General features: G+C 63.1%; 13 protein-coding genes. 6 read left to right on the top strand and 7 right to left on the bottom strand.

Going from position 1 to position 13,634, the window contains the following annotated elements; genetic code table 11:
- Window positions 1–8: 8 nt before the first annotated feature.
- Together BB28_RS21905 and BB28_RS21910 are read left to right on the top strand one after the other, a co-directional pair.
- Window positions 9–2,192, top strand: coding sequence for an acyl-CoA dehydrogenase family protein (locus BB28_RS21905; RefSeq protein WP_046255036.1), 2,184 nt, complete (start codon window positions 9–11; stop codon window positions 2,190–2,192).
- Window positions 2,182–3,123, top strand: a complete 942-nt coding sequence (locus BB28_RS21910; RefSeq protein ID WP_046255037.1) for an alpha/beta fold hydrolase — start codon at window positions 2,182–2,184, stop codon at window positions 3,121–3,123. Before BB28_RS21905 ends, BB28_RS21910 begins: the two co-directional genes overlap by 11 nt.
- A gap of 30 nt (window positions 3,124–3,153) precedes the next feature.
- Here the strand turns inward: BB28_RS21910 and BB28_RS21915 are convergent, their stop codons facing one another.
- The 3 genes from BB28_RS21915 to fadD2 are packed head-to-tail and all read right to left on the bottom strand — an operon-like array spanning window position 3,154 to window position 6,567.
- Window positions 3,154–3,618, bottom strand: coding sequence for an SRPBCC family protein (locus BB28_RS21915; protein ID WP_046255038.1), 465 nt, complete (start codon window positions 3,616–3,618; stop codon window positions 3,154–3,156).
- A 27-nt stretch (window positions 3,619–3,645) separates the two neighbouring features.
- Entirely contained in the window at window positions 3,646–4,893 is a 1,248-nt protein-coding gene (locus tag BB28_RS21920; RefSeq protein WP_046255039.1) for a saccharopine dehydrogenase family protein, read from the bottom strand.
- A gap of 3 nt (window positions 4,894–4,896) precedes the next feature.
- Complete coding sequence (fadD2, locus tag BB28_RS21925; protein ID WP_046255040.1) at window positions 4,897–6,567, bottom strand: long-chain-fatty-acid--CoA ligase FadD2; 1,671 nt, start codon at window positions 6,565–6,567, stop codon at window positions 4,897–4,899.
- Between the two features lie 121 nt (window positions 6,568–6,688).
- Here fadD2 and ligD point away from each other — a divergent pair, with 121 nt between their 5' ends.
- Window positions 6,689–7,885 carry a non-homologous end-joining DNA ligase gene (gene ligD, locus BB28_RS21930; RefSeq protein ID WP_046256073.1) on the top strand — a complete coding sequence of 399 codons (1,197 nt, stop codon included), beginning with the start codon at window positions 6,689–6,691 and terminating at the stop codon, window positions 7,883–7,885.
- Here ligD and BB28_RS21935 read toward each other — a convergent pair.
- On the bottom strand, window positions 7,882–8,277 hold the full coding sequence (locus BB28_RS21935; protein ID WP_046255041.1) for a hypothetical protein: 396 nt from the start codon (window positions 8,275–8,277) through the stop codon (window positions 7,882–7,884). The genes ligD and BB28_RS21935 overlap by 4 nt on opposite strands.
- 533 nt (window positions 8,278–8,810) lie before the next feature.
- On the opposite strand from BB28_RS21935, the gene BB28_RS25170 reads away from it, so the two are divergent.
- The 3 genes from BB28_RS25170 to BB28_RS21950 are packed head-to-tail and all read left to right on the top strand — an operon-like array spanning window position 8,811 to window position 10,418.
- Window positions 8,811–9,563 (top strand): hypothetical protein, encoded by a 753-nt coding sequence (locus BB28_RS25170; RefSeq protein ID WP_046255042.1) that lies wholly within the window; start codon window positions 8,811–8,813, stop codon window positions 9,561–9,563.
- Window positions 9,560–10,153: a cytochrome c oxidase subunit 3 gene (locus BB28_RS25175; RefSeq protein WP_046255043.1), complete on the top strand. Its 594-nt coding sequence runs from the start codon at window positions 9,560–9,562 to the stop codon at window positions 10,151–10,153. The genes BB28_RS25170 and BB28_RS25175 overlap by 4 nt, the downstream gene beginning before the upstream one ends.
- Window positions 10,154–10,157: 4 nt before the next feature.
- A complete protein-coding gene (locus BB28_RS21950) occupies window positions 10,158–10,418 on the top strand; it encodes a cytochrome C oxidase subunit IV family protein (protein WP_046255044.1) in 261 nt (86 codons plus the stop codon).
- 17 nt (window positions 10,419–10,435) lie between these two features.
- Here BB28_RS21950 and BB28_RS21955 read toward each other — a convergent pair whose 3' ends face one another.
- The 3 genes from BB28_RS21955 to BB28_RS21965 are packed head-to-tail and all read right to left on the bottom strand — an operon-like array spanning window position 10,436 to window position 13,622.
- On the bottom strand, window positions 10,436–11,194 hold the full coding sequence (locus tag BB28_RS21955; protein ID WP_046255045.1) for a MerR family transcriptional regulator: 759 nt from the start codon (window positions 11,192–11,194) through the stop codon (window positions 10,436–10,438).
- Window positions 11,191–12,690, bottom strand: coding sequence for a flavin-containing monooxygenase (locus BB28_RS21960; protein ID WP_046255046.1), 1,500 nt, complete (start codon window positions 12,688–12,690; stop codon window positions 11,191–11,193). Before BB28_RS21960 ends, BB28_RS21955 begins: the two co-directional genes overlap by 4 nt.
- 11 nt (window positions 12,691–12,701) lie before the next feature.
- On the bottom strand, window positions 12,702–13,622 hold the full coding sequence (locus tag BB28_RS21965) for a ferritin family protein (RefSeq protein ID WP_046255047.1): 921 nt from the start codon (window positions 13,620–13,622) through the stop codon (window positions 12,702–12,704).
- Window positions 13,623–13,634: the final 12 nt, after the last annotated feature.

The raw sequence follows: 13,634 nt of genomic DNA on the forward strand, positions 1-13,634 counted from the left end.
AGCAACCAATGCCTATCGCCATCAACAGTGAGCATGTAGCACTTGCAGATTCGGCGCACGCGTTCGTCGAACGTGTGGTGCCCTCCGAGCTGCTGCACGAGACCCTCGAAACGCCTCTGCCGTGGCCTCCCCCGTTCTGGAAGGCCGCTGCCGATCAGGGTCTTACCTCCGTACACCTCGCCGAATCCGTTGGCGGCCAGGGATTCGGCGCACTGGAGCTGGCGATTGTGGTGGCCGAGTTCGGGCGGGGCGCCGTGCCCGGGCCATTCGTCCCGTCGGTGATCGCGAGCGCGCTGATCAGCGGCCACGATCCCGAGCACCCGCTGCTGGGCGACCTGGCCTCCGGCGCGTCCATCGCCACCTTCGCCTCCACGTCGTCGTTCAACGGTACGGCCTCCGGCGACGGCCTCACCGTCGATGGGCAGGCTCGTTCGGTACTGACGGCGGCATCAGCGGCCTATGTGGTGGCCCCGGTTTCGGTCGGTGCCGATCGAGTGTGGGTGGTTCTGAGCGCCGATGACGTCACCCTCGCACCGCAGCAGAGCGTGGACCGGCTGCGACCGGTCGCCCATGTGACGGCCTCCGCGGTCCAGGTACCCGCCGATCGCGTGCTGACCAACCTCACCGACGCCCGGGCCACCAGCATCATCTCCACGATTGTGTCGGCCGAGGCCGTCGGCGTGGCCCGCTGGGCCACCGACATCGCCTCCGAATACGCCAAGGTGCGTGAGCAATTCGGCCGCCCCATCGGGCAGTTCCAGGGCATCAAACACAAGTGCGCCACCATGGCCGCCGTCACCGAACGTGCGACCGCTGCGGTGTGGGACGCCGCACGCGCCCTTGACGATGAGGACGAGACCGCCGGCATTGTGGAGTTCGCGGCCGCCGCGGCGGCGACACTGGCACCGGCGGCCGCCCAGCAGTGCGCGCAGGACTGCATTCAGGTACACGGCGGCATCGGCTACACCTGGGAGCACGATGCCCACATCTACTACCGCAGAGCGCTGGGTCTCATTGCTGCCCTGGGGCGTTCCGGCAGTGCGCCCACGACAGTGGTGCGCACCGCCGTCGAGCACGGCCTGCGCAAGGTAGATATCGACCTGGCACCGGAAACCGAGGCGCTGCGCCAGGAGATTCGTGCCGAGGTCGCCGCCCTCAAGGAAATCCCGTCCGGGAAGCGCAACACCGCTATCGCCGAAGGCGGATGGGTACTGCCCTACCTGCCGACGCCTTGGGGGCGCGCCGCGTCACCCATCGAGCAGGTGATCATCTCGCAGGAATTCCTCACCGGAAAGGTGCGCCGGCCCCAGCTCGGCATCGCGACCTGGCTGGTGCCGTCCATCGTCGCGTATGGCACCGAGGAGCAGAAGCAGCGGTTCCTGCCTCCCACGTTCCGGGGCGAAATGATGTGGTGCCAGCTGTTCTCCGAGCCCGGCGCCGGGTCCGATCTCGCGGGTCTGTCCACCAAGGCAGTCAAGGTGGACGGCGGCTGGCGCCTCACCGGCCAGAAGATCTGGACCTCGGTGGCCCAGTTCGCCGACTGGGGTGCCTGCCTGGCCCGGACCGACCCCAACGCTCCCAAACACAATGGCATCACGTACTTCCTGGTCGACATGAAGAGTGAGGGTGTCACCGTTCGGCCGCTGCGCGAGATGACCGGTGGCGCACTGTTCAACGAGGTCTTCATCGACGATGTGTTCGTACCCGATGAGCTGGTGGTCGGCGAGGTCGACCGTGGCTGGGAGGTAAGCCGCAACACCCTGACCGCGGAACGGGTTTCGATCGGCAGCTCCGACCTGCCGTTCCTGGCCAGCCTCGACGACCTGGTGTCCTTCATCGGCGAGCACGAGCTCAGCGAGGTCGCACGCGACCGGGCGGGCCAACTCATCGCCGAAGGGCATGGGGTGAAGCTGCTGAATCTGCGCTCCACGCTCCTCACTCTGGCCGGCGGCGACCCGATGCCGTCGGCGGCCGTGTCCAAGCTGCTGGGCATGCGTACCGGGCAGGGATATGCCGAGTTCGTGGTGAACCATTTCGGACCGGACGGCGCTATCGGCGATTCCGAGCAGGAACAAGGTCGCTGGGCCGACTATCTTCTAGCTAGCCGTGCCACCACCATCTACGGTGGCACCTCCGAAGTGCAGCTAAACATCATTGCCGAGCGACTGTTAGGACTACCGCGTGACCCGTAATACCGCGACCGAAACCGCGTGGCGTCAGCATGAGGACTTTTTCACCGCTGCTGACGGCACCCGAATCGGGTTCTCAGATACCGGGAACCGCACGGCGCCCGTCACCGTGCTGTTCCTGCACGGCTGGACCCAGAACCGCGAGGCCTGGGACGATGTGGCGGGTCCGCTGCACGAGCGCAATCCCGAACTGCGCATCGTCGCACTGGATCACCGGGGCCACGGTCAGTCCGATCCGGCACCCCAAGGCTCGGTGAACGTTCCCCAACTGGCCACGGATGCAGCCGACTTCATCAATGCCGAAATCCCGAGCGGACAGATCGTGATCGTCGGTCACTCGATGGGCGGCATGACCATGATGGGCCTCGGTGAGTATCACCCGGACCTGGTCGCGCGGCGGATATCCGGCGCGGTCTTCGTCGCCACCTCGGCGGGCCGGCTGCTGCACCGGCTCCGGGTCGTCCCGCCGGTGTTCGAAGTCGTCAAGGCGGTGATCCTGGGTGTGGTGGCGCAGGGCTGGTTCCTCCAGCAGGGCTATCTCATGCGCCCCATCATTTCGACGTTGGTGTTCGGGCGTGACCCACGGCCGTACGACGTGAGCCGAGTGTGGGACCAAATCCGCTCCGGCACCCCGCGCAGCTACAAGGATGCCGCCGAAAGCATGGTGCTGCACGAGGACCTGACCGAAGGCCTGAGCGCCTTCCGTGGCAAGCCCGCCGCGGTGTTGGCGGGTGCCCGCGACTTCCTCACTCCGGCAGGCGATTCCCGCATCATTGCCGCGGCGCTGGAGACCAACGAGCTGCGCACCTACCCGGGCTCGGGCCACATGCTGCCCAACGAGCGCGCCAGCGAGGTTGTCAACGAGATCGTCACGGTGCTCGAGGCGATAGCTCACGCGCCGACCACCCGGGCTGCCAAGGAATCTGCCGGGTAATCGGCGTCCCGGCGGCAGGCCGTTTGCCTGCTAGCTGTAGCGGCCCTGAAGTCGCGTCAGTGTGCCCTCGATCCCGCTGGCGTTTGCCTTGATGAAGCCAGGCAGTTTGTAGTTCAGCAGGGTCTGTATCGCACCGGCATTACGGAAGTCGAACGTCTCCGTGACACGGGTACTGGTTGGCGATAGGGCATCAAATTCCCACCGCCACTTGTGGCCCAGCGGATGCCGCCATTCGATGACCCTGTCGGGTTCGAGCTCCGTCACGGTGCTGGTGATGCGGTAAGGAAGCCCGAACATCCGCATGCCGGTGGAAAAGCGCGAACCAACCTCGAGATGATCAGGCGTGCGGATGTTCTGGCCGACAGTTCCCGACCCGTCCAGTTCGTGGTGGCGTCGCGGATCGGCGACGATACCGAACAACTCCGATGCCGGAGCAGACACTTCGACCGAGCGACGCACCTGCTGGGGCCCCGCCTCTACCACTGATACCGACATACACCCACTCCTTCGTTTACCGGAGAACTAGAGCCGTTCGACTTCGACCGTCACGCCCTGGGCCACCCGCAGCCGCTTCAGCAATGGATCTCCCATGGCGGCCGCAGGCGTCAAAACCCCAAGTCTGTCCGGCAATTCGCTGCGATCGAGCGCCAGAGTCAGGCCACTTTCACCCAGGAGCACGGCGGTCGCCTTATATCCGGGGTCGCCCTCCTGCGCGATGACCGCGCGGTACCGCACACCCTGGGTTGTGGTCGTGTACGTCTCGACGCGGTAGTGACCCTTGTTCCGGGTACGCTCGCTGGGGCCCGAGCCTGGCTTCGGAAGTAGACGCTGCGCAACAAATTTCGGCATGCGGACCCGCGTCCCCAGCCCGAAGCCGGCCGTCAGGAATCCGGTGACGGCGGCCGCGGCGATCGGCGCGACCACCGAACTTCCCAGGCTCATCACCTCGCGATAACGTATCCGGGTTCCATAACCCCAGTCCAACAATGCGTTGCTACGTCGCACAATCCGGGTGTTGACCGGTCCCATAAAGAAGGCTCCCAGCCACTTGCCCGCCAATTCCGGCGCCACGGATTCACCACGGAGCGTCTGGAATTCACGTTGGCGCCCCACTTCCGGTTCGGCGGGGCGGTCCGGGCTCAGCGAGTAGGGGTCCTGAGAGTTGCGGCGCACCTCCGGATCCTCGGCACTCGCCTCCATTACCTCGACCATGGATGCGGCCGTGCCACCGCTGACACCGCCGCGGAACTTGCTCAGCACATAGGTTGTCTCGAGCAGCTCGCCGGTACCGTCTTCCTGAGCCTGCCGGTACAGCGCATACACGCTCAGATCCGATGGGATGGAATCGAATCCGCAGCAGTGAACGATTCTGGCGCCAGTGTCGGCGGCCTGCTTGCCGTAGACGTCGATGCTCTCCCGCACGAAGTTGACCTCACCGGTCAGGTCCGCGTAGTCGGTTCCCGCCTCGGCACACGCGGCCACCAACGGCAGTCCATATTTCGTGTACGGCCCGACGGTGGTGACAACCACCTGAGCAGAAGCCGCCATGGCCGCCAGCGTGGCCGGTCGCGTGGCATCGGCCTCGATCAACGGCCAGTCTCGCACCGCCGGTCCACACTCATCACGCACGGCGGCAAGCTTTTCGGTGTTTCGTCCCGCCAGTGCGATCCGTGCGCCAGTGGCCTCGACGCGTCCCGCCAGGTACTGCGCGGTAAGTCTGCCGACGTATCCCGTCGCTCCGTAGAGAACGATGTCGTATTCCCGGGACATCGGCTATACCTCCAAGTCGCGCAGCTGGCGCTTGAGGATCTTGCCGGAGGGGTTGCGCGGCAAGATATCCAGGAAGACAACGTCACGTGGCACCTTGTATCGGGCCAGGTTGTCGCGCACGTACGCACGGATGCCGTCGGCATCCACCGTCGATTCGGGGTGGCGGACCACGAACGCACGCAACCGTGCACCCCAGTCCGGATCGTCGACTCCCAATGCGGTCGCCTCGATGACCTCTGGGTGTCCGCTGATGAGGTCTTCGACCTCTGCCGGGAACACGTTCTCGCCACCCGAGACGATCATCTCGTCATCACGTCCGGAGACATAGAGCAGCCCATGCTCGTCGAAGTAGCCGACGTCACCACTGGACATCAGTCCGTCGATGATCTGCTTGTGCCCGCCGCCGGTGTAGCCGTCGAACGGAATTGCGTTGCTTACGAAGATCCGCCCGACGATGCCCTGCGAGACCGGCTTTCCTTCGTCATCAAGGATTTTCACGGTGGCGCCCTTGACAACAGGGCCCACTGTGGATGGATTGATGGCCAGATCCTGGGGCCGCGCGATGGTGGCGAAGGCGACCTCGGTGGAGCCGTACAGGTTGTAGATAACCGGCCCCAGCGTGTCCAGCGCGCGGGAGGCCAGCTCGCCACCCAACTGTGATCCCGACACGAAAACGATACGCAGGGAAGACAAGTCGGGCTTGCTCGCGGCCTCGTCAATGGCGTTCAAGATGCGGTTGAGCATCACCGGAACGACCACGACGGCGGTCACCCGATACTTCTCGATATCGGAGAGCACGTTCTCCGGCTTGAACTTGCGATGCAGGATCAGGGTGCAGCCCAGGGTGAGCGCCAGGCTCTGATGCAGGTATCCCAGGGCGTGGAACATCGGGGCGGGCACCGATGTCACCTCGCCAGATCGGAACGGCACATGCGAAAACATGCCGCCGACCGGCGCCAGGGTCAGCGCCAGCTTGCGCGGCGCTCCCTTCGGCGTGCCGGTGGTGCCACTGGTCAGGATCACCAACGACGAGTACTTCGAGGGGCGCGGCGCGGCAGAGGTGCTGTTGCGTTTGATGACCGAGGCGATGGTCTCGTCGTCAGAGGCGGGTTGATCCGGGTTCTCCGGGTTGGTCGGCAAGGCCATGATCCGGCCCAGCTCGGGACTGTAGCCGTCCAGGAACTCGGCATATTCGGCGTCGTAGATCAGGACACGGGCGCCTTCACGCTCGGCGACCTCCTTGGTCTGCGGCCCAGAGAAATCGGTATTGAGCAGGATCACCCGGGCACCGGCGCGGTGTGCGGCGTAGTTCGCGATGATGAACCAGCGGTGGTTACGCGCCAGGATGGCCACGCCGTCGCCGCCCTTGATACCGAGACGGTTCAGTCCGTGCGCCAGGGCATTGACGGCGTCGTTGAGCTCGGCGTAGGTGATCGAGCCCTCGTCGTCGATGATGGCGGTCCGAGCCGGGCTGCGGTGCGCGCCGAAGCCCGGTACCGCGCCGATCTCACCGAACCGGTAGAAGTCGCGGACGATCGCCGCGAGCACGTTGGGCGGATCGAGTTTGAGCATGCCCGCCTCGATGACCTTGCGGAGATAATGCAGCTCAGCGCCACCGCGCTTCGCAAGAGTCTGAAGTTTCGAGAAGAGCGGCCGTTCGGCGATGATCGACATGATCGACAGCCTATGTGACCTCCCTCTCAGCGGCACAGCCAACCGGTCGGTCGGGGGCCCGTCACCAACTACGCCCGGGAAAGTCGGTCTGCAGCCCTACGATGACGCCATGGCAGACATCGTGCTGCAGGTCGCGGGGCGCGAGGTCACCATCACGCACCCCGACAAGGTGGTCTTTCCCCCGGGTGAGAACACAGCGGGCATCACCAAGGGCGACCTGGTGCATTACTACCTGGATGTCGCCGAAGGGGCACTGCGCGGAGTGCGTAACCGGCCGATGATTCTGAAGCGGTTCGTCAAGGGCATCTCACAGGAGGCGGTGTTCCAGAAAAGGGTGCCCGAGAAGCGGCCCGACTGGATCGCCTCCGCGGAGCTGCACTATGCGCGCGGGACCTCCGCCCGAGAGGCCGTCGTCACCGATGCGGCGTCGTTGGCGTGGGTGGTCAACCTGGGGTGTGTGGATCTCAATCCGCACCCGGTGCGTGCAGACGATCTCGATCATCCTGACGAGCTGCGCATTGACCTGGACCCCGTCCCAGGGGTGCCATGGAGCCAGATCCTCGACGTCGCGTTCGTCGTGCGCGAGGTTCTCGAAGACCATGGGCTGACGGCATGGCCGAAGACCTCCGGCTCGCGCGGCTTTCATATCTACGCGCCCATCGCGCCGAGATGGACGTTCCGGGAGCTGCGCCTGGCCGCCGAGACGGTGGCCCGCGAGGTGGAGCGCCGCGCCCCGGAATTGGCGACCAGCCGGTGGTGGAAGGAGGAACGCCACGGGGTGTTCGTCGACTTCAACCAGAACGCCAAGGACCGCACGGTGGCATCGGCGTACTCCGTACGTGCCACCCCCGATGCCCGGGTGTCGACGCCGCTGCGCTGGGACGAGGTCGCGCGTTGTCGCCCTTCGGAGTTCACGCTGCACACCGTGCGCGAACGATTCTCCGAGATCGGTGATCCGTGGCGGGACATGGACGATGCCTCTGGCGCGCTAGATCAGCTGCTGGAGTTGGCCGCCGAGCTGGGCCCTGCCGAAAAGGCCCCGAAAGGTGCTTCCCGGGACGGTCGGCGTCAGTCGATCATGCCGCTCATCGAGATTGCGCGAACGAAGACCAAGCCGGAGGCCGAGGCGGCATTCGAACAATGGACATCCCGGTATCCCGAAACGGCAAAAATCCTTGAGCCGCAGGATGTTCTGATCGACGGCATGCGCGGCCCCAGCTCAGTCTGGTACCGAGTACGGATCAACCTTATCCATGTCCCGGAGGCACAACGGCCCCAACAGGAAGAATTGATCGCCGACTATTCGCCCTGGAACTAGCCCTGCTGCGCCGGCTGCGCAGCCAACGAGGCGGCACCCAACACCACGGCCGATAACGCCACTGTGGTGCCGAGAGCCGAAGTCAACTTACTGATTTCACCCCGACGCCCGGCCGCGGCAATCGCCACCGCGTCGACAGCGTCAACCACCACATTGAGGCCAAGGAATGTCCTGGGTACGGTGAACACATCCAGGCGCGCCAGGCCCAGCGCCAGTACCGCGTTGCGGATTCCGAACATCCGCATCGCGAACACGGCGGGTGTACCCGCGATCTGCATGCGGAAAAGCCGCGCAAACAGGTACGGAGCAAAGAGGCTTCCGGATGCGACGGTACTGCGCCCCAGAATGAACAGCTTCAGAAGGCTCGGGCGCTTGGCCACTTGTGCAGGCATGGAATTCTCCTCATTGAGTCATATCCGCAATACGTTGCCGTACAACGCATTTACTGTACTACATAAGTAGACTGATCGGTATACTAATCCCGATTGCCTTGGCGCGCAATACCCGCCCCGGATGCGCACTCCCGGACGCCCTGGCGCGAGAAGCCCGCCCGTTATGTGACTGGCGTCACACACCGGACAGGGGTGTGATACCCGATATTACCGACTATTCAATTTACGATTACCCATCTACCGTAAATGCGTTCGGTGCAGCGACCCGCACGCACCGACAGACGCACAAGGAGGTGCGCATTGAGCCGTGCATCCGCTCTTCATCGGCCTCGCCATCGGTTCCAGAGTTGGCTCTACACAACACGCCTGGTGTCGTCCGACCTTGAGTTCAACCTCGGATCGGTGCGGATATCCGTGATCGCTTCTCGTCGTTCCCGAGCCTGAGCACAGCGAGACCGCACCCGGAAATCCTCGCTCGCCGGCAATCGCTGCGCCCTGGAACCTTCTGCTCACGTATTGAGGAGTCTGCCCACATGTCATCAAACGTCCGCACACAGGCCGTATTCACCGCCATCGGAATCGGCGGATTCACACTGGCGTTCGTCGTCGGATGGATCCTTTTGGCGCGCTTTGTATTACCCGCACCCAGCCCGGCCTGGAGCGCCGAACAGCTGGCGGCGTTCTATGTGGGGAACAAGAATCACATACGGCTCGGGTGCATCGTGGCTCTGTTCTTCCTGCCGCTCTTTGCACTGCCACTGGGGGTGGTACTCGCCCGGCTACACCGAGCGGAAAGAGGCACCCCGGTGTTTACCTACGCATCGTTGGTACTCATGCCGATCGCGCTCTTTCTCCTGATTCTTCCGTTCATCGCGTGGTCGGTGGCCGCTTTCCGCCCCGAACAAATCGAACCGCAGATCACCCAGGCACTCAACGACCTGGGGTGGTTCATTTTCCTCTTCACCTGGGCCGTGTTCACCGTCCTGTTCACGCTCATGGCGATAGCGATCCTGCGCGCCGAACCCGGCAACGAGCCGTTGCCACGCTGGTCGGCCTATCTCCTCCTCTGGTGTGGACTTCTGTTCGCCGGATCAGTCCTGATCATTTTCTTCAAGGACGGGCCATTTGCGTACGACGGGCTCGTCGGCCTGTACATCCCGGCGGCCGCCACCGCGATCTTCCAGGCAGGGATGTTCGTGGCGCTCGCGCAGGCCCTTCTATCCGACTATCGCGCCCAGACAGGGGTTTCCACCTACCGAGAGCAATTCCACCCAACGGCCTCATGACGGGAAATCTAACAACCGGCAAGCGAACCACGACCGGCCGGCGAGAGCCGCACGTCCCCGGAGAGCCCGGGCTCTGGGTGTTTCTGTTCGGCGACATGATCGTCTTCGCGGCATTCTTTGCCGTCATCGCACACTATCGATCATCCGAAGCAGAGACGTTCACCTCCGGGCAATCATCGTTGAACCTTGGCCTCGGGGCACTCAATACTGTTCTGCTGCTGAGCGGCTCACTGCTCGTGGTACTCGGCCTGGAGAAGGCGCGAAACGGATCAACACATGCGGCTCGCTTTTACCTAGCGGCCGCAGGCACCGGCGTCTGCTTCATCATCGTGAAATTGATTGAATACCATGAGGTTACAAGCCAAGGCTTGAGTCCGATGACCAGCCATTTCTTCATGGTTTACTTCGTCTTCACGGGAATCCATCTGGTTCACACCATTGTTGCCACGGCCATACTCGGGGCAATGGCGTATGCATCACGCGGCGCCGCAGCCAGTTCGGACATCCGACTCCTCGAGGGCGGCTCTTGTTTCTGGCATCTCATCGATCTTTTGTGGATCGGGCTCTTCTCACTTCTCTATCTGGCATAGGCACATGAATCTCACATACAGTCGCAAGGCGACGCTGATATTTCTCGTTCTTGTTGCGGCAACATGTATTTCACTACTGCTCGATGCCGAAAAGGGGCACGGCTACAACATCTCACCGGTGATCGTCGCCATCACTTTCGTCAAGATCTGGCTAGTAGGGAACTACTTCATGGAGCTGCGCGAAGCTCCATGGGTGCTGCGGTTCCTCTTCGGCGGATACGTCGCATCCATCCTGGCGATCCTGCTCGGCTTCTTCTATCTGTAGCCGAAGACTTCCGGCTCCTACGAAGGATCGGTGGGCAGCTGTGCCTGCTCCCGGTACAGGTCCATCTCCGCGCGCAGCGCATCATCGAGCGCACGGTTCATCGCGGCGTGCGAGGTATGCGTCGCGGCACGGCGCATCGTCCCGATAAGTTCTGTTGCCCAAGCGAGTTCGTCGTCGGTGGAGGGGACCCAACCGGGCCCACGTTGACGTGCCACCTCATCGCGCGCGGCACCGATGAGCACCCGTGCGGCGTCGTCGAGCTTCTCGTTGGTCCTCACGTGAATGTCGGCTAGGTCGGTCACTCGCATTCCGAGGGAGATCAAAGCCGCGAAGTTGTCAATGGTGTCGAGATCGGTGACGAGATACGAATCCGAGCCGTCAACAGGCTCGATCAGCCCGGCTTCGAGCAGACGCGCAAGGGCCGCCGAATCGATCGGGCCGAGTGTCTCCTCGAGCTCTCTCAACGAGAGATTTCCCTGGGCAGCATTGGAGAACCGCTTCTCGAGCAGACCCTCGAGATCCGACAGATCAAGCACATCGGCGAGCTGAGCGCCACGCTGCAGCCCACTGAGGAACTTCGTGATGTGTTTGAGCGTGAAACCCTCGCTGAGCAGGCGGTTAATCGCCCTCAACTGGCGCAGATGCCAATCGTTGTAGATGGCTGTCCTGCCCCGGCGCAGCGGCCGGGGCAGGAGCCCTCGTTCTTGATAACCACGGATGTTCCGGGTCGTCGTCCCCGATGCCCGCGCGAGGTCGTCGATCCGGTACTCGGTCATGGTTTCGAAGCTGGCCCTGTCAGTATCAGTTCATCACTGGTGTTCGAGACAGTGATTTTATAGTCCTGCAGGTCGAATCTCTTGAGTTGGTTGACGTACTGCGTGGCGAATCCGGGGAACATCGTCGCGTTGAAGCCGTCATCCGTCAGGTACCAGCTCTGGCAGCCCGAGTTCCAGGTGGTGGATTGCAGGCGCCGCTGGATGTCCTGGTTGTAGCTCTCCTGGATCTCGGGGCGGGGCTCCACCGATTTCCAACCGTTGTTGACCACCGCGGCAATCGCGTCGGTGATGTAGTTGATCTGCGCCTCCATGTACACCAGCGCCGAACTGTGCCCCGGACCCGAATTGGGCCCGAAGGTAAGGAACAGATTGGGATAGCCCGACACCGCCACGCTGCGGAAGGCATACGCCCCTCCTGACCACTCGGTGGCCAGGTCCCGTCCGTCAATCCCGGTGACCGGGAAGGGCGTCCCGGCCTTGCACACGTCGAAACCCGTTGCGAAGACGATGCAGTCGAACTGGTGCTCAATACCCTCGACGGTGCGGATGCCCTTCGGAGCCAACCTGGCGATGGGCCAGGTGACCAGCTTGCAGTTCTCTGCCTGCAGCGCGGGGTAGTAGTCACTGGTCATCAAGAGGCGCTTGCACCCGGCCGAGAAATCAGGCTTCAGCTGTCTGCGCAACCACGGATCCTTCACCTGCACGCGACGGTGCGCTGAGCTGACCGCCTCGACTACCCGAGTGAAGGGTGTATCCCACACGACACCCATGGCCACCGACTCATGCCCCCAGAACCACGCGGCACGCGCCAGCCGCTGACTCAGTGGCCAGTTGCGGTACAGCTGCTTGAGCCGACTACCGGTAGCGCGGTTGATCCGCGGCAGCACCCAGCCGGGCGTGCGTTGGAATACCTTCACCATCTCGGCGGACTTCACCAGTTCCGGGATGATCTGGACGGCGCTGGCACCCGTGCCGACGACGGCCACCCGCTTGCCGGTGAAATCGTAATCATGATCCCAACGCGCGCTGTGGATCTTGTGGCCCTCGTAGCTCTCAAGACCCGGAATGGCCGGGAAGCTCACATTTGCCAACGGGCCGGAGGCCATGATGACGGTGCGGGCGCGCACCGGGTCCTGGCCCTCGATCTCGACGGTCCACTCCCCCGCGGCCTCGTCGTAAGTGAGCCCGAGGACATTGTGGCCGAAGCGGATATACGGTGTGAGTGCCGACGACTCGACCATTTGATCGATGTAGCCCAGGATTTCGCCGCTACCGGAGTACGTGTGCGACCACTCGGCATTCGGAGCGAAACTGTAGGAGTACAACCGGGAAGGGATGTCGCACGCCGCCCCGGGGTAGGTGTTGTCACGCCAGGTGCCACCCACCGTGTCTCCGCGTTCGAAGATCGCGAAGTCGGTGATTCCCTTGTCTTTCAGGCGGATCGCTGCACCGATGCCGGCAAAGCCGGCGCCGATGATGGCTACGGAGATGTTCATGCTGGCTGCTTTCAGGCGACGGGTTCGTAGGTGAGTTCCTGGGACCAGGTGGGCTTGTTCTCCACCAACCGCATGGGAATTCTGCCGGTCAATTTGACGAGCAAGTCGGCGGTGATGTGGTACTTGGACTTGCGGTTGATCACCTTCATCGCATGCCAGGAGATGATGCGGTAGTTCGGCAGCCGCCGGACATTCTCGTTACGCTCGCCCACGCTCTTGTACCGTTTCATCGCACCGTAGAGACGCTCCTCGTCGACACCCATCGCCACGATGTTGTCGCGCATCTTGTTGAGCAGCGGCACATAGCTCAGCACACCGATCAGCAGGCTGGGCTTGAGCCAGCCGCCGACGAACTCGATGAGCATCTTGCGCATCTTGGCATGACCGAGGATGTCCATGACCTCGAAATCCACTGCAAGATGCCGTGATTCGTCGGAGTTGATCCGCTTGAACGCCTCCTGCGCGATCGGATCCTTGACCTCGTCGGTGATGAACTTGATCAGTGCACCATCCAGGGCAACCTCAAGCATGGGGATGACCGTCCCCAGGAACGACAGTGACATCCCGTCGGAGTACTTGTCGAGCCAGTTGATCACCAATTGCACATTGATACTCGGGGAAGGGATTTCGTCGTTCTCGAGCATGCCCCACCGGCGCATCAGCGCGAGTTCGGCGTTGGCGTGCTTCTGCTCTTCGGCGTGGAAGTGCTCGTAAATGCTCTTGAGAGTGGGATTCGGCGCCTTCTTGGCCAGCGCCGCGAATCCGCGTGCGCCGACGTTCTCGATCCACATCAGATCCGCGATGAACGGCTTGAGCTTGGCATGTAGCTCGGGCTCGATCAGCTCGGCACCCGGCGCTTCCCAGTCAATGTCGGCCAGGGACCATTGCTTGTCTTTGATCATCTGCAGCATGTTGTCGAGATCCATTGACATGGAACGTTTTTC

The organism is Mycobacteroides chelonae CCUG 47445, from assembly GCF_001632805.1.
In the GTDB taxonomy this organism is placed as follows: Bacteria; Actinomycetota; Actinomycetes; order Mycobacteriales; family Mycobacteriaceae; genus Mycobacterium; species Mycobacterium chelonae.

Excerpts from the sequence above, each read along its gene's own strand:
- BB28_RS21915 (WP_046255038.1), bottom strand. The coding sequence starts at position 3,618 with ATGTCGGTATCAGTGGTAGAGGCGGGGCCCCAGCAGGTGCGTCGCTCG.
- BB28_RS21955 (WP_046255045.1), bottom strand. The coding sequence starts at position 11,194 with ATGACCGAGTACCGGATCGACGACCTCGCGCGGGCATCGGGGACGACG.
- BB28_RS25170 (WP_046255042.1), top strand. The coding sequence starts at position 8,811 with ATGTCATCAAACGTCCGCACACAGGCCGTATTCACCGCCATCGGAATC.
- BB28_RS21965 (WP_046255047.1), bottom strand. The coding sequence starts at position 13,622 with ATGTCAATGGATCTCGACAACATGCTGCAGATGATCAAAGACAAGCAA.
- BB28_RS21935 (WP_046255041.1), bottom strand. The coding sequence starts at position 8,277 with ATGCCTGCACAAGTGGCCAAGCGCCCGAGCCTTCTGAAGCTGTTCATT.
- BB28_RS21960 (WP_046255046.1), bottom strand. The coding sequence starts at position 12,690 with ATGAACATCTCCGTAGCCATCATCGGCGCCGGCTTTGCCGGCATCGGT.
- fadD2 (WP_046255040.1), bottom strand. The coding sequence starts at position 6,567 with ATGTCGATCATCGCCGAACGGCCGCTCTTCTCGAAACTTCAGACTCTT.
- BB28_RS21905 (WP_046255036.1), top strand. The coding sequence starts at position 9 with ATGCCTATCGCCATCAACAGTGAGCATGTAGCACTTGCAGATTCGGCG.
- BB28_RS25175 (WP_046255043.1), top strand. The coding sequence starts at position 9,560 with ATGACGGGAAATCTAACAACCGGCAAGCGAACCACGACCGGCCGGCGA.
- BB28_RS21950 (WP_046255044.1), top strand. The coding sequence starts at position 10,158 with ATGAATCTCACATACAGTCGCAAGGCGACGCTGATATTTCTCGTTCTT.
- BB28_RS21920 (WP_046255039.1), bottom strand. The coding sequence starts at position 4,893 with ATGTCCCGGGAATACGACATCGTTCTCTACGGAGCGACGGGATACGTC.